We start from the raw sequence: 22,087 nt of genomic DNA on the forward strand, positions 1-22,087 counted from the left end.
GGCCGCCGCTGGTTGGGCTTCGCCCCGGTGTCCGGGGCTGGCACCCAATACTCTCCTCCCTCAGGAGGAGAGAAGAAGCGGTGTGACATCCCTCCGTTCCGCGCTGACCAGCGACATTTCAGAGTTTCGGCCGTCGGACACCAAAGGGGGGACTCCAAGGGGCCGCCACAGGAAGCTGCTGGGCCTGGACCGCCGGAGCACCGGGCAGCCGGCTCGTACGATGCGCACCGTAAGGCGGCCGGCTCGCGAGCGGGTGGTGTTGGTCATCGTGTTCTGGTGCACACAGGTCCCTACCCGTGGGGGTGTACACCTCGTGTGAGTCGGGAAGGTAAGTGCTTCGTGGCCAAGGGAGCCCCTGCTCATCGAAGACGGGCTCCCTTTGCCGCGGCGCGCTGAGCCCTTCTTGCCGCGATCAACAGGATTCGGACCCGCCAGATCCCCCTTTATCGCCCGCACATTCACCGAGCCGATCGCACGACGCGACCGGCCCATTTGCCAAGGGGGCGCCGAGCCCTGCCGACGAAGGCCTTGGCTCCGGGCTCTTCCCACGCCGGGCAGCCCTAACCGAACCGGGTGTTTTGCCTGTCCGGCGACTTCGCGGGTGAGGCGACTTCAGCGGACCCAGAGTCCGGGCAGGTCCTTGCGCACGGTCTCGAGATCATCCGTCGTGCGTCCGCGTGCATGGATCCAGGACTGGTCCTGGATGCCGTCTCTGCGTAGCAGCCGGCCGGGTGCCGCGTACCAGCGCACGGGCGAGTCGTCCTTGCCGGCCCACATGGGGTGGTCAGGCAGGTCCACTCGGTCATAGCGCTCGTGGAGGTTCGGCAGCAGTGAGTCGGGCAGCTCGCAGGCGTCGTAGAGGCCGAGGTCGTCCGCTCCGCCGAGGGACTCACTCAGTACGAGTTCGACCCATGCGAGGGACATCCGATCGAGGAGCGGGATCCAGCCGTCGCATGACTCCACCATCACCGGCGGGTCGTCCGGTTCGATCTCGGCGAGGGGGATGGCCCAGGAGGCGCAGTCCTGATTCTCACGGCGGAAGACCAGGTTGCCACCCAAATCGTCGGTGACGTAGAGCCCCGGCGCCGGGACCAGGGGGTCCTGCTGCCGGGTCAGGTCTTCGCGGCGCCCGAACAGTGCGTACCCCTCGCGCAGGGCAACCGGGAGTTCGAAGCCCAGCTCGGCTTCGACGGCCGCCAACTCGCTCTCGCTGTAGCCGTCCGCCGGCTCCAGCGGGCGGCGCATCCACGCGTCGGCGAACCAGCGCACGAAGTCCCAGGCTTGCGTGCGAGTGCGCACCCCGCCACGCAGTGCCACGGAGATATCAGGACCGTCCAGCATGCCGAGGACGCTACCGCCTTCGAGCCTGCGGCGGAGCACAAGCACAAGCCCAGCTTCACCCTCTGGTCAAGGTCGCCGTCCAGCGGCGGCGGGCATCATCCGGCGGCTGTGGCGCGTACGCAGCCGACGTCAGGAGTCGCAGCCGAGACGGACCGGCAAGGTCGCGAGGACATCAGGTCCCAGGACGTGGCCGGCTTCGGCGAGCGACGCTCGCGCGCCGGCAGAGCGGGTGCGTCGGGCAGCGCGCCCGCATAGCCGCCGGTCAGCGGCGCCACCCGTACACCGCGGCCCGGCCGAGGGTGGCCAGGGGGCGGCCCGTGGAACCAGGTACGAGGGCGACGACCTCTGCCGTCTTGCCGAAGAGGTTGTTGTTGCGGGACCGGTGGGCCGTGCGGTCGGCGTCCTTGAAGTCCGCGCGCACCGGCAACAGCACGTGCGGGGCGATCTCCAGCATGAGCATGCGGCCCCGCGTGTGGTACGTACAAAGACCGTGACGACCAGCTCCTCTTCCCAACCTCCGACGCGGATGCGCAGAAAATGCCGCCGCTTCTCGGCGCCTTCCTCGGCCGCCCGAGCCCGGTGCTCCTCGAAGGCCTGCGGGGTACGGAGCCTCCTCGCGGCGGCGCAGCCCCTTGAGGGGCAGAAACACGCACTCGAAGATCTCCAGCAACCGCAGGCGGTCTCGCACCGAGTGGCCGGCGTTCTCGGCGGGCGTCCGCCACTGTTGGAGTAGCAGACGGACCTTATCGAGGATCGCGCAATTGCTCAGCGGCTGCGGGTCGCCGTTGCACGGAAGCTGAGCCAGAACCCGTAGTCGTGGACAAAGCCACCTGGCTGTTGTCTCCGGCCGGTCCGCGCCGTCGCGGTGCTCGCACCGGAGGAAACCATCCGGTACTCCTCCGGCGGCCCCGCGATTGGGAACGCAAGAGCATCCTCCACCACGCCGCGGGGGCAGCACCTCCCGCTCGTCGTGGCCGGACGAGGTGCGGCGATAGGCTCTCGGGACCTTCGCGGAGCGGTGAAATGGGGAGGGACTCCCGCACCCCGGCCGTGGCTGGGGCGTACGGCGGGAGAGAAGCACATGCAGGACGTGTTCGTGCGGTGGGCGGTCTGCGGCGCAGGTACCCCCGTTTCCCCGCCGCTCGAATCGACCAGGGCACCACGTCATCAGGAGAAGACAGGCGAATATGTCGAGCACAGGCCGCATTGATCCGCGTGAGGCCGCGCAGCGGGAGGCTGTCGAGGCGGTTGTCCGTGCCCTCGAATTGTCTGCCCGGTCGCTTGTGCCGGAGAGAGGGCTGCGGACTCAGGTGGTGATGGCGACGGGGTCCGGGAAGACCAGGGTTGCGGCCCGTAGCGCGAATAAGCTCCGTGCCGACCGCGTGCTCGTGCTCGTTCCCTCGCTGGACCTGCTCGTCCAGACCGAGGCCGCGTGGCGGGAGGCCGGCCGTACGGGCCCGATGATCGGGGTGTCGTCCCTGCGGGGCGAGGACGCTTCGTTTCCGAACACCACGGACGTGGAGGAGCTCGTCGAGTGGGTGCGGCCGTTCGACAAGGTCACCGTGTTCGCCACGTACGCCTCCCTCGGCCTCGGCACGCTGGAACGGGCGCACGCCTCGGGCCTACCGGGGTGGTCGCTGATCGTCGTGGACGAAGCCCACCGGGTTTCGGGCCGGATCGGGAAGCCGTGGGCCGTCGTCCACGACAACACCCGCATCCCCGCGCTGCGCCGCCTCTACATGACCGCCACACCGCGCCTGTGGGAGGTGGACGAGCAGGCCGGCCGCGGAAGGCCCCCGGAGTTGGTGGCCAGCATGGAAGACGACCCCGACGGGCCGTTCGGCAGCAGGGCGTACACCCTCACCCTTTCCGAGGCGGTGGACAGGGGCATCTGTGCCCCGTATCAGGTGGTGTGTTCGGACATCACCGACACCCAGCTCCAGGCCGCGCAGCTCCTGGGGGCCGAGGGCCGGTCGGACGAGGTCCGGGGAGCCCGGCTCGCTGCCCTGCAGACGGCCCTGGTGAAGGCGTCCTCGGAGGAAGGCTTCCGCCGCACGCTCGTCTTCCACCACATGGTGAAAGAAGCCGAAGCGTTCGCCGCCGGCCTCCCCGGCGTCGCGGCGAAACTGCACGACGCGGATCCGGAGCTGTACCCGAAGACGATCTGGGCCAACTGGCTGTGCGGAGAGCACAAGCCCCTCCACCGGCGGCGCGTGCTTGACGAGTTCGCGGCCGGGATCGCCACTGAGGGGACCGTCGTGGAGAAGAGCTTCCTGGGCTCGGTGAAGGTCCTGGGTGAGGGCGTCGACACCCGCGACTGCGACTCCGTGTACTTCGCGGACGTACGCGGCTCCATGCCCGATCTCGTCCAGGCCGTCGGCCGGGCCCTGCGGATGCGGCCCGGCGAGGGCAAGATCGCCTCACTCGTCGTACCGGTACTCCTCGGGCCGGGCGAGACCGCCGACAACATGCTCACGTCCCGGGCATACGGCGGGCTCGCCAAGCTCCTGGAAGCCCTCAGGGCACACGACGCCCGAGTAGTGGAACATCTCGCCGAGCCACAGGCACCCAGCACCCACAAACCCGCACAGGGCCAGGAGGACGAGGCCGAGAAGGGCGAGGCGAACGGTCCGTCGATGCCGGCGCGAGAGCTGCTGAAGTTCTCCGTCCCGCGCGATCCGGCGCAACTCGCCGCGTTCATCAATCTCCGAGTCCTCAACCCCGAAAACGAACACTGGCGCCGCGGCATCGAGGCCGCCGGCATCTACCACCGGCTCCACGGCGACCTCAAAGTGCCCTTCACCTACCGCGCACCCACCAGCGACACCAACGAGGGCAGCAAGGTCGAGGAGGGACAGGGCGGCGAGGTCGAGGTCTGGCCGGCCTCGCTCGCCGGCTTTCCCCTTGGGCAGTGGACGGCCGACGCCCGGCGCTTCCACGCCCGCGGCGACATGGACAAGGACCGCATCGCGCAGCTGGAGAAGCTCGGCATGGTCTGGTCCCACCACGACGTCGCCTGGGACGCGGGCCTCGCGGCGGCGCGCGGGTGGGCAGCGGAGGCGGGGCACCTCCTGGCGCCGACCGACGCCGTTTTCCAGGGCTACCGGGTCGGGATCTGGCTGAAGAACGCCCGCGCCGCTGCCCGCAGAGCCGCCGAGAACGAACGGCAGCGCGCCGCAGGGTTGCCGGTTCAGTCGTCGGCCGGGGCCCTGTCGGACGAGCGACGCGAACAACTGGAGGACATCGACCCGGCCTGGTGCCCGGCCTGGCCCGTCGAATGGCAACGCTCCTTCCACCTCGTCCGGCTCCACCTGGAAGCCGGCCACCCGCTGCCCACCAAGCCGGGCGACGTCGTACACCAGGGCGACGACCTCGGACGGTGGGTGCAGTCGGTGAGGCTCGGGTGGGACAGCCTGACGACCGTGCAGCAATGGCTGTGCGAGCAGGTCCTCGGGATCCAGCCCGCGGCCGAAGACGAGATGCCGCCCCCTCCGCGTACGCAGGCTGACAAGTGGGCGATGAACTACCAGGCAGCCAAGCAGTTCTACGAACGCGAAGGACACCTCCACGTCCCACGAAAGCACATTGAGCGGACCGTCGGCGTGGACCACGAGGAGCGGGAATTCCGGCTTGGAGCGTGGGTCAGCAACCAGCGCAGCAGGGCCGCGACGCTGTCCCCGGAGCGGGTCGATCTGCTCTCTGGCATCGGGATGCGGTGGGCGTGATGGCCGCATCGTCGTTCCGGCCCATGCCGTCATCGCAGCGCGCACCGACTGGGCCATCATGAGCGCCGCCGCTGAGACGCCGGCGCCGTGCGGCCCGGGTCGCCAACCGCACCCGGGACCGGCACCGAGTAGACGGTAGGTATCTGCGCAGTGCGCCAGAACTTCGATCGCTGCCGGCCTTCGGCTATGCGCGGCCCGTACGGCTCTATCAGGGCGAACCCGCCGACGCGTCCGTACCTCGAACAGGGGCTCCCAGCAGCGGGCGCTCGCTGCGCGCGAAGACCAGATGACCCCGTACGCCTGCGTGGCCCCGGGCCCCACGCCGGCAGTCCTCGCAGACGGACACCTCGGCGTGCCAATCGGAAGAGCGGAGGACGGCCTACGAGCACTGGAGATCGAGCCACTCATCCCGGCCCGTCATGTGAACCGCACCGCCTGACATCGCTCGCGGGCAGCGGAGCGCTCAGTGCACGTCGAACTCGTAGTCGTGCTGGATGTCGGCGGGGCAGCTGAAGACCCGCAGGTCCCCCCATCTGCCGACCGTAATGCCTGTGGTGGCGTCGCTGGCCACCGTGAACAGAAGGTCCATCACCGCACCGCACTCCCGGCAGAGCATGGTGCGTGGCTCGGTCAGGTGCCAGGTCGGCCACCCGCCGAACTTGCTCCCCGCGACACGCGTGATGATGTCGCCTCCCTCATCGTCGCTGCCGGTCTCCTCGACGAGTTGGTGCACCTCGTCCTGGAGGCCGGGCGGGAGTTCCTGCGGATAGGGGAAGTCCGTCAGTGCTACCGGTGTCAGCAGGCATGGACGCGGAGTGAATCCGTAGTCGTCGTCCTCGTGGCGCACGGGTGGCGGAGGCTGGGAGGGCTCGGGCGGCAGGGTCGCAGCTTGCCGCCAGCGGATCTCGACGACCGGGCTCCCATCGGCCTGAGGGGCCGGTGGATCCCAGTGCGTGTTCGGGCACCACAGCAACTGGAAGACGTCGGCGCCCTCGGGCCACCACTCCCCCGGTGCGTCCCGCCGGAACACCTGTACCACGGGCAGCATCGCGACGGGAGGCTGTCCGGATGAGGCATGTTCGTCCGGTAGGGAACAGTGCGGCCAAGGTTCGTCCGCCGGCCAGAGCAACGGCCCGGCAACCGAGCTGTCGTACAGGCCGGGAACCCCGGGGGTCGGGTGGAGCAGCACCGCAGGCCGCCCGTAGGGCGCGAGACCGGGCACGGTCTGGACTATCGCTTCGGCAGACGGCCTGTTCGAGTACGGCAGCATGCCCTCGATCTTAGAAGTCGCGCGACTCCCGGCTGCGTCCGTACCGTCTCCGCGCGCCCGCTGCGGCCTGATCCTGGCGACCCGAGCCCGTCTCGCGGCGGCCGGGCTTTCATAGCGGCGGGCCCGGCCGTTCGCTGTGTGCGGGAAAAGGGGGCGCCGGCCCCAGACCGCGGAGCCGGCCGGGGCATTGCCGTGGTGCCCGCCGGACTGCCGCCCGAGCACCACGGCGGGCTCACTGGCCGGCCAGACCTGTGTGGGCGATGCCCCGCACGATCTGCCGCTGGAACAGGGCGAAGACGAGCAGCAGGGGTAGGCCCGCGATCACCACGGAAGCCATGATCTGGGCGTACCGGACTCCGAAGCCGGACTGGACGGTGACCAGTCCGACCGGGAGGGTCATGGCCTGGGGGTCCGTGGTCACGAGGAACGGCCACAGGAAGTTGTTCCACGTGGAGATGAACGTGAAGATCGCGACCGCCGCGAGGACCGGCCGGGACAGCGGCATGACGATCGTCCAGAAGACCCGCCAGCGCCCGGCGCCGTCGACGAAGGCGGCCTCCTCCAGTTCTCTGGGCACCCCCTCGAAGAACTTCACCAGGATGAACACCATGGCGGGCACGGCGACCTGGGGAAGGATCACTCCCCAATAGGTGTCCACGAGCCCCATGCGGACCATCTGGGTGAACAGCGGTGCGATGAGGACCTGGGGCGGCACCATGATCCCGGCGAGGACGAGGCCGTACAGGAGCTTGCGTCCCCGGAACGTGGTCCGGGTGAAGCCGTAGGCGGCCATGGCGCACAGGAGGACGGTGAGCAGGGTGGTGAGGCCGGAGACGATGACGGAGTTCACCGTCCAGCGCAGCAGGTCGCCCGACTCCCACACCTTGGCGTACGCCTCGAAGGTGATCCGCGAGCCGATCCACTCCAGCGGTGTTCTGGTCGTCTCCCCTTCCGGTTTGAGCGAGGTGGCGACGGCCCAGAGCAGGGGCAGCAGCCAGGCGGCGGCCAGAACGAGCGCCACGGCGAGCAGCGAGATCCTGCCCGCGGTCCAGCGGGGCCGGCGGCTCTGGGGGCGGGTCGATCGGGTGGTGCGGTCACGGACGGTGGCGAGGCTCATTTGCCGGCCTCCTCTTTGCGCCGGGCCAGTACGGGCTGGGCCAGGGAGACGATCAGGATGAGGGCGAAGAAGATGTAGGAGACGGCGGACGCGTAGCCGATCCGGTAGCCGGTGAAGCCCTGTTGGTAGACGTACTGCAGGATGGGCCGGGTGGAGTCGTCGGGTCCTCCGCCTGTCATCAGGTAGACCTGATCGAAGATCTTGAGCGAGGCGAGCACCTGGAGGACGAGTACGAGACCGGTGGTGCGCCGCAGGAGCGGCAGGGTGATGTGGAGCAGTTGTCGCCACGCGCCGGCGCCGTCGAGCTCGGCCGCCTCGTACAGGTGCTGAGGCACGGCCTGGAGCGCCGCGAGGTAGAGCAGGAAGTTGAACCCGACCGTCCACCACACGGTGGTCAGGATGATGGAGAGCATCGCGTAGCGTTCGTCGCTCAGCCAGCCGATGCCGGGTTCCAGTCCGGCGGAGGCGAGAAGCTGGTCCGCGAGCCCGAATCCCGGCGGGAAGATCATCTGCGCGAACAGCATGCAGACGACGCCGGAGGGCAGCAGGAAGGGCGCGAACCAGCTGATCCGCCAGAGCCACTGCACGACCCGCAGCTGGTGGGCGAGCAGGGCGAGCACGAGTCCGACCAGCACGAGGGGGATGGTGGAGAGCACGGTGAACCAGACGGTGTTCCACAGCGAGGACCACATCTGCGGGTCGGCCAGCGCCTCCGCGTAGTTGTCCAGGCCGATGAACTCCGCCTCGGTGCCGGTGATGTTCTCGCTGGTCAGGCTCATCCCGAGGCCGCTGATCAGGGGCCAGACGAGAAAGAGACCGTAGACGATCAGGAAGGGGGCCACGAAGACGAGTCCGTGCTCGGTCCACTTCCTGCGGATGGCCTGGGACCGTGCCGTGACGGCGTCGTGGCCCGCGCCTGAGGCCGAGGGGGCCGGAGCGGAGGGGGTGAGCGTGGTCATGACGCGACTCCGGGAAGGGGGTTGCGGGTGTCGAGGAGAAGTCCGAGCCGGTGCTTCGCCTCGGACAGCGCCTCCCGGGGGGAGCGCGACCCGGTGAGCAGCGTCGAGAAGACCTCGCCGAGTTCGATCCACATCCGGGAGGCGGAGCCGGCGAACCAGGCCGGTTCGTCGAGCACGACGTCGTCGATCACGTCGCGGTAGGCCGACTGCGGATCGAGCGCGAGGTAGGCGGGATCAGTGAGGATGGGCCGGTACGCAGGTACGTGGCCGCCCGCCGCCCACTCGACGGAGTTCTTCAGCATCCAGGCGACGAAGGCGCAGGCGGCCCGGTCCGTCTCCAAGTCGCGCCCGCGCTGGTGGGGCAGGACGAAGGCGTGGGAGTCGGCCTGCGTCGTCGCCCGCTGTCCGAACAGCGCGGGGACGCGCGCCATCGAGAACGGTATCCCTCCCGTTCGGAAAGTGGTGACCTCCCAGTCGCCGTTGAGCTGGAACGCGGTCCGCCCCTGGTTGAAGATGCCCACGGCAGCCCCGTAGTCGGCGCGGCGCCGCCACAGCCCTTCGTCCACGAGTGCGGCCATGTACTCGAGTACCCGCAGGGCCTTGGCGTCGTCGAGGGCCAGGCCCTTGCCGTCGGGGGTGAGGACGGTGCCGCCGGTCTGGGAGTAGAAGGTGGAGAACAGGCGCCAGGGGGTGATGCAGTCCGGGCCGAGGGTCTCGGTGACGAGGGGGGCCGTGCCGGTCACCTTCTTGGCGGCGCGTAGGGCCTCGGTGAACTCCGCCGCTCCCCTGATGGGCTTGAGACGCTTCCCGTCCATCAGGCCGGCCTTGCGGCAGATGTCGGTCTGGTAGTAAAGCACGACGGGGTGGGTGTCGAGAGGGACGGCGTACTGGCGGCCGCCGATGTGCCCGCGTCGCCACAGGTCCTCGGGGAAGTCCTCCGGGCGGATGCCCGCCTCGGCCAGGAGGTCGAGGTCGAACGGGTCGATGAGCCGTCCGGGGCCGAACCCGGCCAGCCGGGCCATGTGGAGCGCGGCGACCTCCGGCGCGCGGCCTCCGGCGCCCGCCATACCGAGCTTGGTGTAGTAGGGGGCGCCCCACTGGAGCGTGGTGGCTTCCAGGTCGATGTCCGGATGGGCAGTGCGGAAGGCGTCCAGCATCGTCTGCATGTTGACGCCGTCGCCGCCGCCGAAGAGGTGCCAGAATCTGAGCCCGGTGCGGCCGGACGCGGCGGCCGAGGGCGCGGCGCAGCTCGCGGTGGACGCGAGGGCGCCGACCGCGGCGAGGGTACTCAGGGAGCCGGCCAGGACACGGCGCCGGCTGGGATGGGGTGATTGCATCGCGGCTCGTCTTTCCGGGGTACGGCGGAGGGCACCTGTCGGCCGCCCTCCAGGGGGAACCGCCCGAAGGCGGCTTTCCTGCGGGGCGGCCCGTCAGGCCAGGCGGATCATGGTCCAGGACAGCGGTTCGAGGGTGACGCTCAGCGCGGAGCCGGCCAGGATGGCTCCCTCGCCCGGATGGGGCGTGACGCGGTCCGGCTCCTCAAGGGTGTTGCGGGCGTCCGGGTCCCCGTCGGCGAGGACGGTGTGCTCGACGATCCGGCCGAGGTCCATGCCGCCCAGCGCGACGCGCAGCGGCAGGGGGCGGTCCTGCGAGCGGTTGACGGCGAAGACGGTGACCGCTCCGGTCTGCGGGTCCCGTACCGCGGTGGCCTGCAGCAGCGGCACGTCGCCGTGGACGGCGGTGGGGTACGTGGGCGAGTCGGCGCGTACGTCGAGGACCTCGCCGCGGCCGTGGCGAGCGGCGTGGGCGAAGGGGTAGAAGGTGGTCTGTCGCCAGGCCGGGCCGCCGGGTTCGGTCATGATCGGGGCGATGACGTTGACCAGTTGGGCGAGACAGGCGACCGTGACACGGTCGGCGTGCCGCAGCAGGGCGATGACCAGCGAGCCGAAGACGACGGCGTCGGTGACCGAGTAGCTGTCTTCCAGGAGGCGGGGAGCCTCCGGCCAGTCGAGCGGGTTCTCGGCGGCCTCCGCCTCGAAGCGGCTCTGGTACCAGACGTTCCACTCGTCGAAGGAGAGGTTGATCTTCTTCTTGGACTTCAGCCGGGCGCCGATGTGGTCGCAGGTGGCGACCACGTTCTCGATGAACGACTCCATGTCCACGGCGGAGGCGAGGAAGGAGCCGCGGTCGCCGTCCTTCTCCTCGTAGTAGGCGTGCAGGGAGATGTAGTCGACGAAGTCGTACGTCTCCTCCAGGACCTTCGCCTCCCAGGACGCGAAGGTGGGCATGGCCTGGCTCGACGAGCCGCATGCGACGAGTTGGAGGTCCGGCTCCATCTGGCGCATGGCGCGCGCCGTCTCGGCCGCCAGCCGGCCGTACTCCTGTGCTGTCTTGTGGCCGGTCTGCCACGGTCCGTCCATCTCGTTGCCGAGGCACCACAGCCGTATGCCGAACGGTTCCTTGTCGCCGTGGGCGGCCCGCAGATCGGAGAGAGCGGTCCCGCCGGGGTGGTTGGCGTACTCCTGCAGTTCGAGGGCTTCGGCCACGCCCCGGGTACCGAGGTTCACGGCCATCATGGGCTCGGCCTCGGGGCCGATCTTCTCCAGGAACGCCATGAACTCGCTGAGCCCGAAGCGGTTGGTCTCGGTGGAACGCCAGGCGAGGTCGAGACGGCGGGGCCGGTCCTCGACGGGGCCGACGGAGTCCTCCCACCGGTATCCGGAGACGAAGTTGCCTCCCGGATAGCGGATGGTCGTGACACCGAGCTCGCGGACGAGGTCGAGGACATCGGCGCGCAGGCCCGCCTCGTCCGCCGAGGGGTGGCCGGGCTCGAAGACGCCGGTGTAGACGCAACGGCCCAGGTGCTCGACGAACGAACCGAAGAGACGGGGGTTCACCTCGCCGACAGTGAACGCCGGATCGAGGGTGAATCGGGCGACGTGGTCAGGGGCGGTGGTCATGTCTTCCTTTCGTGGGGCAGGGGTGCCAGGAGCCGGGCGGTCGCCGTCAACGGGCGAGCACCGGCCATCCGTCGGCACTCCAGGAGAGCGGGGTGAGGCCGAGCTTGGGAGTGCCCTGGTCCTCGGCGTCGTAGTAGTGGTGGACGAGGACGTCCCGGCCGCGGTCACGGAGCACCGACTGCCCGCCGGGTCCGAGGTACCTGCCGTGGGCGGCCAGCAGCAGGTCGGCGCCGCCCTGCGTCATCAGCCTGCCGTCGCGTCCGGCGTAGGGGCCGGTCGGCGAGGTGGAGCGGCCGACGCGGATGTTGTACGTCGACTCGGTGCCCGCACAGCAACGGTCGTACGAGACGAAGAGGTAGTAGTAGCCGCCCCGGTGCACCACGTACGGGGCCTCGACGGCGTAGGGGGCGTCGGGCCGGGTGGCCAGGTGGTGGACAGGGGCCGCGGGAAGGGGGCGCCCGGTGCGCTCGTCAAGCTCGACCATGCGGATGCCGGACCAGTAGGAACCGAAGGACATCCAGAGCCTGCCTTCGCCTTCGACGATCCCCGGGTCGATGGCGTTGTAGGGGTCCGCCGTACCGCTCGCGAAGATCTCTCCCTGGTCGGTCCATGTGCCGGGCCGGCCGCTGGAGGAGGTGGCGAGCCCGATGGCGGAGTGGTTCGAGCCGAAGGAGGAGACTGCGTAGTAGAGCCAGTAGCGGCCCTTGCGGTAGACGATCTCGGGGGCCCAGGGGTCGCTCTCGGCGGAGTAGGAACGCCACCAGGCGGGAAGCGTGGTGAAGGCGGACCTCGACCGCTCCCAGTGGCGTCCGTCCCGTGAGGTACGCGCTTCGAGACCACCGTGCGTGGAGTAGACCACGTACGTTCCGTCCTTGAGTCGGATCGCCGAGGGATCGTGGACGACGACGTCCCCGATGACGGGCAGCGGATCGGGGTAGACGGCCACCGGAGCGGCCGAGGCCGTGGGGACCAGACAGGCGAGGGCCGCGGCACCGGCGGCCACGAGTGCCGCGGTTCGGTGGCGGACGGTGCGTCCGACTTTCATGGAAATGCTCCTTCTGTGACCCGGCGGAAGGGTGCGCCGAAAGGGCCAGCGGGCAGGGCTTCTTCGAGGCGTCACACGGCCGACCGACCGCGCCGCCCGTGGCGGTGGGTGGGGATCCCTGCCGTGGAGGGCGGTCGTCCTCCACGGCAGGGACGTAGGGGCGGCGGCAGTGCGCCACGCCGCCGGTTGCTTCTAGCTGCTCCTGACGCGCAGGAAGGTGACCGAGTGGGCGGGGAAGGTGTAGGTGAAGGTTCGTCCGATGCCCTTCAGCGTCGACTTCCGTGGCCGGATCGGTTGGTCGTCGGCGCTGTTCACCGCGCTCGGCGCGCCTTCCAAGGTGGTCACCCGGGCCGTCGATGCGACCTTGGAGGTGCCGAGGTCGATGCTCGTACGAGCCGCGGTCGCCTGGGCGTTGACGACCTTGACGATCAGATCATCCCTGTCCCTGGTCACCACCTGGCGGAAGGGCTCGGCCGTCTTGTCGTCGGTGAACGAACCCCACTCCTTGCCATCGAGGTAGAGGGTGACCTGCCGGCCCCGTACCTGGACGCGGAGGTCGTAGGTACGGCCCGTCTCGATGGTGGCGGGTTTGTCCAACAGGGTCTGCTTACCCCCGTCGACGGCCTTTTCGACGGCGGAGCGGGTGTTGCCCCAGCCGCCGAGATTCCACCAGTAGTAATTCCCGGTGTCACGTACGCCGAAGGCGACCAGGAACCCTTCCTTGCCTGACTTCTTCGTGGCCTTGACCTTCAGGTCGTAATCCTGCCAGCCCGGGTCACCCGCGGTGACCAGGGTGTCCTCGGCGGCCTCGTCGGTCTGGACGTAGGCCCCGTCCTGGACGGCCCAGGTGCCGCGCCCGGCTGCCGGCGTCCACCCGGAAGCGCCGGCGGCGAAGTCGTCCTTGAGGAGGGTGGTGCCGTCCGCCGCCGTGACCTCGACGTCGTCGTAGGCGGCGCTGGTGGCCCAGGTCGACAGGCCGACCGCGCCGGTGATCGGGCCGGAGACGGACGGGGTGGCGGAGGCGCGGCTCGGCACGACCCGGTCGCCGGTGTTGTTCATGAAGAGCTTCTGGACCTCGTAACTGGTGGAGCCCCAGGAGCGGTTGTTGTCGAACCAGATCATGTCGGGCCGCCACTGGTTCTTGTTCACATCGGCCAGCAGCGGAGCGTACGAGGCGAGCTTGACGACGTCGGCGTTGCGCTCCAGGCCTGTCATGAACGCCGCCTCGGACAAGGAGTTGGCGAAGCGGTTGTCGAGGGAGGCGTACTCGCCGAGGAAGACCTTGGGGCCGCTGCGGTCGTAGGAGTCGTAGCGGTCGTTGTTCTCCAGGAACCACTGCGGGGAGTTGTAGTAGTGCTCGTCGACCATGCCGACGCCCGACTTGCGGTTGAGGTCCCACAGCCGGTCGAAGGTGGCGCCCGAGGAGGCGGGGCCGGAGTTGGAGACGAGCGTGATCTCGGGGTACTCGGCCGCGATCGCCTTACGGAATTCGGTGAAGTGGGCGAAGAAGGCGTCGGGCAGGTTCTCCTCGTTGCCGATGCCCAGGTGGGTCAGGCCGAAGGGCTTCGGGTGGCCCATCTCGGCGCGCTTGCGGCCCCAGGTGGAGGTGATGGGGCCGTTGGCGAACTCGATCAGGTCCAGGGTGTCCTGGATGTGCCGCTTGAGCAGGGCCGGGTCGTCAGTGGACTGGTTCTGCCCGCAGCCGGTGACCAGGGCGGGTACGACGGGCAGCGGCATCGCACCGATGTCCTCGGCGAACTGGAAGTACTCGTAGTAGCCGAGACCATAGCTCTGGTGATAGCCCCAGAAGTTGGCGTTCACGGCCCGCTGCTCGACCGGACCGATCGTGTCCTTCCACTGGTAGGAGCGGCGGCGTTCCCAGTTCGGGGCCTCGTAGGCGTTGTGACTGCCGGTGTTGACCAGGCAGCCGCCCGGGAAGCGGAGGAAACCGGGGTTCAGCGCGGCGATCTTCTCGGCGAGGTCCTTGCGCAGCCCGTTCGGGCGGCCCTTGTACGTGTCGTGAGGGAAGAGCGAGGCCATGTCGAGACGGAGGGTCCCGGCACCGGCGGCCGTCACCGCGAGCCGGCCCGCGGTGGTGGTCGTCCTGGGGACGAGCGTGCCGGTGTACTTGGTCCACCGGTCGCCGCGCACGGTGATGCCGAGCGGCGCGGTCAGGACAGCGCCGTCGGCGGTGCGCAGCTCGGCTGCGAGGCGGGTGCCGGCCTCGTTGTCCGTGCGCGCCCAGACGGAGAAGTCGTACCGCTTCCCCTTCTCCAGGGCCATGCCCGCGCCGTAGCCGCTGTTGACCACTCCGAATCGGCCGGTGCTGCCGCCCGTGCCGGCGAGGTCGACCCGCAGGTAGTTGCGGTTGCGCTCGTTCAGCCGCTCGGCGTCGTCGACGACCGTGACTGATCCGGTGGCGCCGCCCGACGCGACCTGCTGCCAGGCGGTCAGCGGGGTGTAGGCACTGTTGTCGACCGGGCTGAACTCGAACGAACGGTTCTGTACGAGCTCGGCGTAGAGACCGCCGTCGGCCGCGTTGTTGATGTCCTCGAAGAAGACGCCGTACATGGTGGGGTCGATCGCCGGGCCCGTGCCGGCGGCGTCGACGGAGAGGGTGTAGTCAGTGACGGCGGGGTCCGCCGCCGCCGGGGTCTGGGTGAGAAGGCCGGCTGCCAATGAAGTGGCGAGCAGGCCGCCGGTGATGACACCGGGCTTTCTGGTGGTGTTGCGGGGGCGCAAGGCGGCTCTCCTTGAGGTGGACGGTGCTGGGGCGTCGTGCTCTCGGTGGGCGGGGCAGTACGCGTGGCCTCTCGGGTCGTCAGCGCTCGGGCTCCCGTGGGCCCTTGCGGCGGTGGGCGCTGCGGGCCGCCCACCGCGGCGGTCAGACGGATGCCGGGCGCCGTAGTAGGCGTCTGGGCCGTGTTTGCGGGTGAAGTGGCGGTCCAGCAGGTGTCGCGGGGGTTCCACCGCGCTCAGGGCGATGGTGTGCGGGGCCGTCTCCGCGACCGCCTCGCAGATGACGGCGTGCTCCGGTGGCTTGGCGGCCTCGGTGCCCCGAATGAACGGTCCACGGTGGGGCGGGTTGACCCCGGCGGACTCGACCGCCGCCGGGAGGGCGGTGCGCAGCACGTCGCGCCAGTCCTCGGGGTACTGCAACACCCAGTCGGGGGCAGTGGAACACCGGTGAGCGGGAGGCGGTCCTCGATGACGGCGTGGCGGTAGTCGTGGACCGCCGAGCCGAGTCCGGCGCCGTCGCGGACCCTGACCACAACGGCGCGCCCGGAAAGAGTGCCGAAATCCACACCGACCGTGCAGGCGTCGGGATGGTGCCGTTCGACGGGGCCGGAAGAGGCGTGAGGCGTCACGATGCGGTCTCTCTGTCCTGCGCGGAGGGCGTGGGCGACCTCCTGATTGTTAACGCTCACAACCTTCATGGACAAGACCTGAGTGCACTTCTCTCAAACATTCGGCGAAAAGCAGGGCCCCCGGGTGAGCGCGATACCGGAACCCGCGCGGGCAGTCCCAACGGCTCGGGCCCCTGGTCGTGCGGGGGCCGGGTTGATCGACAGTCACATACGGGGCGCACTCCACGGAGGAACTTCATGCAGGTGCTCCGATCGCAGACAGGTGCCGGTGCCCACACACTGGCGACAGACAGAAGTCCGCCGCCAAAGGTCGTACGGCGACGGAGGGCGTCGTACGACGACAGTGCTCGCGCGCATGATGAGCCGGCGTCAGACCAGGAGGAGTTCGGGCCCCTTGCGTGCGCCTCGCACGTTCGCTCCCCTTCTCTGCGCTCACGGGCTGTGTAGCGATGCGGGAGAGGACTTCAGCTCCTTGCGAGCCGCCGATGTGAGCGCTAACTGACTCCAGAGATCGAGGTCCGGCCTCGACGCCCTTCCGATCGGTGCGATTCGGTCCGGCGATGACGCCGAAGCGGAAGAGCGCACCGGCTGGTCGTCGGCCTAGGCCGTGGGCGCGGCGACCGCGCCGACCCCGGTGCTCGTGCACGCCATGCGGCGGCAATGCGGGCGGCCAGGGGTGCGTCGTCGGCCAGGACGTCCAGGCCCTCCCGCAGGCGGACGAGGAGGTCAGCGACGCCCTCGGGGACGGGGACGCTGCGGCAACCCGGATGGTGCACGAGATGTTGGCTGGCTCGACCACTGCCGGTGACGCTGAGCGGGACGCCGCCGGCACCAGCGAGCGCGGACGGACCCGCGCCGGCCCTGGCGTGACAGAGGGAGCCGATCCATGAGAGTCATGCTGCGAGCCCAGCTGGACACCCAGCTCGCGAACGAAGCGGTCAAGAACGGCAGCCTGCCGAAGATTATGCAGTCGCTCATGGAACGGCTGAAGCCGGAGGCGGCCTACTTCGGTCCCAGCGAGGGAAAGCGGGCCTGTACGTTCGTCTTCGACATGGAGGACAGTTCGCTCCTTCCCTCCATCGGCGAGCCCCTCTTCGAGGGTTTGGGTGCGGAGATCGAGATCCAGCCGGTCATGAACACCGAGGACATGCAGAAGGGCCTCGCCGCGTTGCGACAGGACTGATACGCGCCGCAGGCGGGCGGCCCCGGCGTGCGAGGGAGTGCCCGGGTCGGCGCCTCGTCGCCGACCCGGCCGCGGCCAAAGCCCCGGGCCTGAACGCGACTTCACTGGCACGGCTCCGGACACGAAGTACATCGGCGACGTCGACTATCTGCTCATTGAGGGCGGGAAGTTCTGCTACCCGGCGACCGCCGTCGGCCTCGCATCGCGACGTCTGGCCGGCTGGGTGATCGCCGACCACATGCGCATGGACCTCGTGACTGACGCCCCGGCCGCGGCGATCCGGACCCGCGGCAGCCTCGCCGGATGCCCGGCACCTGAGCGAGGTGCCGGGCATCGTCATCGGTTCCCGCAGGGGCCCGAACAGGGGGCCCCGAGGATCAGGAGGCGCTCAGCTTCCCCACCGCGGTGTAGTGGATGAGGTCGTTCGGCAGGTACAGGCCTCCCCCGGAGAGGTGCGCCACCCGGTCGTAGCCGTGCTCGTCCTCGTTGAGGCCGATCAGCTCGTCGACGCCGTCGCCGTCCAGGTCGGCCGCCACGTTGCGCTGGGCGCCCAGCGGGGCGAAGGCCGCCAGCGAGGAGGGGTAGTTCGTGCCGGCCGTGAGGACAGACCCGTCGTACAGGAAGTTGCCGGTCTGCGAGCCCGCCACGAACAGCGGACGTCCGACGGGACCGGTGGCCATCGCGCCGCTCTTGACGACCGCGTTCATGTACATCTTGCCGTCACCGGCGGCCGTCCAGGAGTGCAGCGCCGAGTAGCCCACGGAGTACAGGGCGCCCTCGTCGGTGAAGTAGTTGCCGTGCAGCAGGAAGGTGCCGCCCTCGCTTGAGTGCAGCACCTCGCCGGTGCGGGCGTCGCGGATCTCCGTGAACAGCGGCCAGGTGGCGGCCGGCTTGGTGGTGTCGCGGCCGACCCAGGAGTAGACGACCGCGTGGCCGTCGGCGTACGGACTCTCCGGCGAGGCGAAGATGCCGCCCCGCAGCACCGCCGCGCGGAGCGGCACGCCGTCGACCGGGCTCTTCGGGTGGGCCTGCCACAGCAGTTCGCCGGTGGCCGCGTTCAGCGCGACACCGTCGATCGCCGGGGCCGTGACGTTGATCGAGTTCCGGGTGTTGTACTCCACGTGCACGCGGCCGTCGCTGACCACGGCGTCCGAAAAGACGACGTCCGCTTCGGGGGCGGCGTACGACCACGTCGGTGTGCCGTCGGCGGTGTAGGCGCGGACCTGGTCGGTCGGCACGATGATCTCGGACTTGCCGTCGCCGTCGAGGTCGGCGCCGGTGACGGTGTGCACGTACTGGCCGTCGGCGTCGATCGTGGTGCGGATCTTGCCGGTGGTGCGGTCGACGAGCACCGCGGCCGTGTCGGCCGCCACCAGGATCTCGGACTTGCCGTCGCCGTCGGCGTCGGTGAGTTCGATGCCGTGCACGCCGCCGGGCAGGGTCGCCTGCCACAGCAGCTTCGGCCGGCCAGCCGTCCACGACAGGCCGTCGTAGGCCCACAGACCGCGCGACTCGCCGCCCATGACGACGTCCTTCTTGCCGTCACCGTTGACGTCCACAGCCTTGGCGTACGCCACGTCGCCGCGCAGTGGCACCAACTTGTCGACCTTGCCGTCACCGAGGTCGTAGTCGAGGATGTTCTGCTCGCCGTCCGCGTCCCTGAAGGGCGCGCAGTTGGGACCGCGGCCTGCGCGTCACGTGAACGCGGTCGAGGGATGGACCAGGCCGTCACTCCGTTGCCAACGGGCGGCCAACCGCAAGCTGACGGCTCAGGTCAGCCGCTGACCGCAGGACCGGCACGGGTACTTCCGGACCCCGGCATCATTCGCTGTCTCCTCGCACCACCGCGGCATAACGGTTAACCACCTTCACATGTGGAACGGCGAGTTGATGCGCAGCGACGGCGGTAACGTTTGACGAGGGAGGCTGCAGCCCACTCGTCACAAACCACCCCCGTACAGCGACCGTCAGGTGCTCGTTTCGCACACACCGTGTGCGGCGTCGCCGCTGTCGAGGACGCTCGGCCGGCCGAGCAGGTTCAGGACCTCGTTCGTGGTCCGGACGTCGCCGAACGACCGGTAGATCGTGTGCAGGGTGGCGTTGTGGTCCTGGTCGCGCCGGGCCGCATTGGCGTCGGCCACCATCAGCACGCGCAGGCCAGTGGTGGCCGCGTCGCGGGCCGAGGACTCGCAGCAGACGTTCGTGAGCGCGCCGGTGATGACGACGGTGTCGATCTCGCGCTCCGCCAGCAGCTCCGGCAGCACGCATCGGCCGGGGAAGAAGGCGCTGTACGCGGTCTTTTCCGCCACCAGGTCATCCGGGCGGACGTCGAAGGCGTGCCACACACGCGAACGTGGAGGCCCCTCACCGCCGGTCGCCGCGAACGTCTGGCTGACGACCGGTCCGTAGAACTCGCCGCTCACTCTCCCGAGCGGCGCCACGTTCGCCGGCAGTACCCAGGCGACCAGCCCACCGGCGGTGCGCAGCGCGTCGGCGAGGCGGCCGATGTTCGGCACGATGCCGCGCACGTACGGGCTCGCCTCGACGAAGAACGGCACCATGTCGATCACGATCAGCGCGGTGCACGCCGGGTCAAGGCTTGAGTAGGCGTGCCTCCTGCCGCGCCTGGCCTCCTGCCTGGCGTACTCCCGAGGTTCGATCCGCCATTCGTGCATCGCGGAGTCAGTCTGCATAGGCCCTCATCCTTCCTTCCAACCGGACGGCACTGCGACGGTTCGACGGGACAGGCCGACGTCGCCCGCAGGACACCCGCGCCCGCCGCATCAGGCGATGGCATGGTCCAGCAAGGACCACACGCTTGGAACGATCGCCGGCACGCTCTTCGCCCCCTGTCGATTCCGGCCGTGCCGTCGATCACCACCCCGTACGGGCTCATCCGGTCGCACTCCTCAGGATTGAGGGACTCCGTCACCGCCTCGATCAGATCCGGGAGCTCCCCGGCACCCACTTCCTTTCTGAGTGAAGACGCTTGGCCCTACAGGTCGTACGTACCTGTTTGTCAGCCATCAGCGACACCTCAATGCGCGAATCCGGGGGCGTTCTCCGTGGGCGTCGTGCGCATGGTCCGAAGCGGTGACAGGAAGTTCGGAAGGAAACTCAGTGTCATACCCGCCGCACCAATCCACAAAGTGCCCACCGCTCCGAACACAGAGCCCGAGGCTCCACCCATGAGCCCACCGAGAGGAATGCCACCCCAGGAAACAAACCGAGCTGTTGCGCTCACCCGACCCAGAAGCCGATCCGGCGTCAGGGCCTGCTGGAAGCTTGACTGGGCCACCACACGGACGACTCCCCCCAATGACAGAGCCGCGAGTCCTATCGCAGCCACGTACACGCTCCAACCCGCTCGGGCCACCGGCATGAGCGCGGTCAACGGACACGTCACCACCGACGCCAGCCAGATGATCCGCCCTTGCCCGACCCGCGTGGAGACCCTCGTTGCCAAGAGTGCACCCAACAAGGCACCGCAACCCATCCCTGAGAGAATGAGGCCGATACCAAAGGGCTGGAGACCGATCTCCCGCTCCAAAAAGACCAGCAACATGGTCTGATACATGACCAGGAAGAGGTTGAAAACCGCATCACCCAGCATGATTGCACGGAGGGTGGGGTAATTGACGACGAACTTGAGCCCCTCCTTGATCTCGCCAGCCAATTGAGGATGTTCGCCCGGCTCGGGCTTCTCTTCGCGTTTCCTGATGGTAATCGCGAGCAGCCCCGACATAGCCATCCCAGCCGAACTCACCAAAAGCGTTGCAGGTGCTCCAACCAGGCCGACCAGCGGCCCCGCCACCGCCGGTCCGCCGATACTGGCCACTGAGCGTACGGCCGACAGTTTCGAGTTCCCTTCCACGAGATTTCCCCGTCCCACCAAGTGTGGGAGATAGCTGACGTACGCAACATCGAAGAAGACAGTCAACACTCCATGAACCAAGGCGACCGCATACAGCCACCAGATGGCGAGAAGGCCCGCCCACCATGCCACCGGAACCGTCAAAAGGAACAGCGCGCGAGCGAGATCGGTGCCGATCATCACCGATCGCTTCCGCATGCGATCCACCCATGCACCCGCCGGCAACCCGACCAGAAGCGATCCTGCCGCAGTCATCGCGGTCAGTAAGCCCACCTGGAACTCGTCGGCATGCAATGCCACGATGGCAACCAGAGGCAGGGCCAGAAAGACGACGCGGTCACCTGACTGACCCAGCGCAGTGGCGGCAAACAATCGACCGAAGTCCCGATCATGCAAGAGGCCAAGCCTGGAGAATTTTTCCATGGAATACCCTGCCGTCGAATTTTCGATGTCTCTCTCATGGATTCGACGACTACGGATGGTCGACTCCGAACTCGTAGACCACTTCCCGGCACATGTCCGGAATGACCATGTCGGCCGTTTCCACCGGACGTCCGTCCGTGTCGATAATGGTCCGCTCGATCTGCAGCACGAGGTCTCCCATGCTGATCCCCAAGAGGTTCGCCTGCACCTGGGTGGCACGAGCCGGGCGCGGCACCTCGACCACAGTCGAGATGACCACGCCAATGGAACGCATGCGCTCGACCACACCCTTACCCGCCAGGGGACCCATCTCGGGCAGCACGATCGGCGTTCCATCCGTGATAGCCATCGGCTCCCAGGATTCGGACAGCTGGACAGGCTGCCCGTCGGCGAGGAACTCGTAATGTGTACAGACACAGAGGTCCCCCGGACTGATGGTGAGCCGCTCGGCGATTGGCTCGGGAGCTGGGACTCGCACCCGACTGTGCGAATCCCAGGAGTCGGCCCTGCCCCGCTCCCTCCTGTCCTGCCAACGAAGAGAGCCCTCCCGGCGTTCGCGGTGCCGCGAGCGGACCAGCCGGAGGCGCTCTCGCGGCCTGCGCACGTAGGTGCCCGAGCCGGCACGGCCTTCGAGGAGACCCTCGATGATCAAACGGTCCATGACCCTTTGTACGACGTTGCGTCCGACCCCGTACTCCACGGCGAGCCGCGCTCGGGACGGCAGGCGCTCCCCGATCTCCCACTCTCCGGAGAGAATCCGCGCGCGCACCACGTCGGCTACTGCGAGGTACGGCGCCTCTCGGGGCATGGATGATCCTCCGG

General features: G+C 68.9%; 14 protein-coding genes and 2 pseudogenes. 2 read left to right on the plus strand and 14 right to left on the minus strand.

Going from position 1 to position 22,087, the window contains the following annotated elements; all coding sequences use genetic code 11:
• Positions 1-612: 612 nt before the first annotated feature.
• Positions 613-1,386, minus strand: a complete 774-nt coding sequence (locus ACZ6C6_RS12875; protein ID WP_469202000.1) for an SMI1/KNR4 family protein — start codon at positions 1,384-1,386, stop codon at positions 613-615.
• A 101-nt stretch (positions 1,387-1,487) separates the two neighbouring features.
• A pseudogene (locus tag ACZ6C6_RS12880) lies at positions 1,488-2,116 on the minus strand (hypothetical protein); the annotation flags it as partial.
• 412 nt (positions 2,117-2,528) lie between these two features.
• Between ACZ6C6_RS12880 and ACZ6C6_RS12885 the strand changes: the two are divergent.
• Entirely contained in the window at positions 2,529-5,066 is a 2,538-nt protein-coding gene (locus tag ACZ6C6_RS12885) for a helicase associated domain-containing protein (protein WP_469202002.1), read from the plus strand.
• Between the two features lie 463 nt (positions 5,067-5,529).
• Here ACZ6C6_RS12885 and ACZ6C6_RS12890 read toward each other — a convergent pair whose 3' ends face one another.
• From ACZ6C6_RS12890 to ACZ6C6_RS12925, 8 genes and pseudogenes are all read right to left on the minus strand, one after another.
• Positions 5,530-6,114: a hypothetical protein gene (locus ACZ6C6_RS12890; protein ID WP_469202004.1), complete on the minus strand. Its 585-nt coding sequence runs from the start codon at positions 6,112-6,114 to the stop codon at positions 5,530-5,532.
• Positions 6,115-6,568: 454 nt separating this feature from the next.
• The gene (locus tag ACZ6C6_RS12895) at positions 6,569-7,453 is read right to left on the minus strand and encodes a carbohydrate ABC transporter permease (RefSeq protein WP_469202006.1); all 885 of its coding nucleotides are present in this window, start codon (positions 7,451-7,453) and stop codon (positions 6,569-6,571) included.
• Positions 7,450-8,412 (minus strand): carbohydrate ABC transporter permease, encoded by a 963-nt coding sequence (locus ACZ6C6_RS12900; protein WP_469202008.1) that lies wholly within the window; start codon positions 8,410-8,412, stop codon positions 7,450-7,452. The genes ACZ6C6_RS12895 and ACZ6C6_RS12900 overlap by 4 nt, the downstream gene beginning before the upstream one ends.
• Entirely contained in the window at positions 8,409-9,749 is a 1,341-nt protein-coding gene (locus tag ACZ6C6_RS12905) for an extracellular solute-binding protein (RefSeq protein ID WP_469202010.1), read from the minus strand. Before ACZ6C6_RS12905 ends, ACZ6C6_RS12900 begins: the two co-directional genes overlap by 4 nt.
• Positions 9,750-9,842: 93 nt before the next feature.
• Entirely contained in the window at positions 9,843-11,372 is a 1,530-nt protein-coding gene (gene arfA / locus ACZ6C6_RS12910; RefSeq protein ID WP_469202012.1) for an arabinosylfuranosidase ArfA, read from the minus strand.
• A gap of 46 nt (positions 11,373-11,418) precedes the next feature.
• The gene (locus ACZ6C6_RS12915; protein WP_469202014.1) at positions 11,419-12,417 is read right to left on the minus strand and encodes an arabinan endo-1,5-alpha-L-arabinosidase; all 999 of its coding nucleotides are present in this window, start codon (positions 12,415-12,417) and stop codon (positions 11,419-11,421) included.
• Positions 12,418-12,609: 192 nt separating this feature from the next.
• Positions 12,610-15,159 carry an alpha-L-arabinofuranosidase C-terminal domain-containing protein gene (locus tag ACZ6C6_RS12920; RefSeq protein WP_469202680.1) on the minus strand — a complete coding sequence of 850 codons (2,550 nt, stop codon included), beginning with the start codon at positions 15,157-15,159 and terminating at the stop codon, positions 12,610-12,612.
• 339 nt (positions 15,160-15,498) lie between these two features.
• Positions 15,499-15,785, minus strand: a pseudogene (locus tag ACZ6C6_RS12925) (ribulokinase); the annotation flags it as partial.
• Between the two features lie 886 nt (positions 15,786-16,671).
• On the opposite strand from ACZ6C6_RS12925, the gene ACZ6C6_RS12930 reads away from it, so the two are divergent.
• Entirely contained in the window at positions 16,672-16,968 is a 297-nt protein-coding gene (locus tag ACZ6C6_RS12930; protein ID WP_469202016.1) for a hypothetical protein, read from the plus strand.
• Positions 16,969-17,345: 377 nt separating this feature from the next.
• Here the strand turns inward: ACZ6C6_RS12930 and ACZ6C6_RS12935 are convergent, their stop codons facing one another.
• From ACZ6C6_RS12935 to ACZ6C6_RS12950, 4 genes are all read right to left on the minus strand, one after another.
• On the minus strand, positions 17,346-18,563 hold the full coding sequence (locus tag ACZ6C6_RS12935) for an FG-GAP repeat domain-containing protein (RefSeq protein ID WP_469202682.1): 1,218 nt from the start codon (positions 18,561-18,563) through the stop codon (positions 17,346-17,348).
• Positions 18,564-18,935: 372 nt separating this feature from the next.
• Positions 18,936-19,661 (minus strand): isochorismatase family protein, encoded by a 726-nt coding sequence (locus tag ACZ6C6_RS12940; protein WP_469202018.1) that lies wholly within the window; start codon positions 19,659-19,661, stop codon positions 18,936-18,938.
• Between the two features lie 344 nt (positions 19,662-20,005).
• Positions 20,006-21,265 carry an MFS transporter gene (locus ACZ6C6_RS12945; protein WP_469202020.1) on the minus strand — a complete coding sequence of 420 codons (1,260 nt, stop codon included), beginning with the start codon at positions 21,263-21,265 and terminating at the stop codon, positions 20,006-20,008.
• Between the two features lie 49 nt (positions 21,266-21,314).
• Positions 21,315-22,073 (minus strand): GntR family transcriptional regulator, encoded by a 759-nt coding sequence (locus ACZ6C6_RS12950; protein ID WP_469202022.1) that lies wholly within the window; start codon positions 22,071-22,073, stop codon positions 21,315-21,317.
• Between the last annotated feature and the right edge of the window lie 14 nt (positions 22,074-22,087).

This window comes from Streptomyces sp. NPDC041814, from assembly GCF_055590565.1.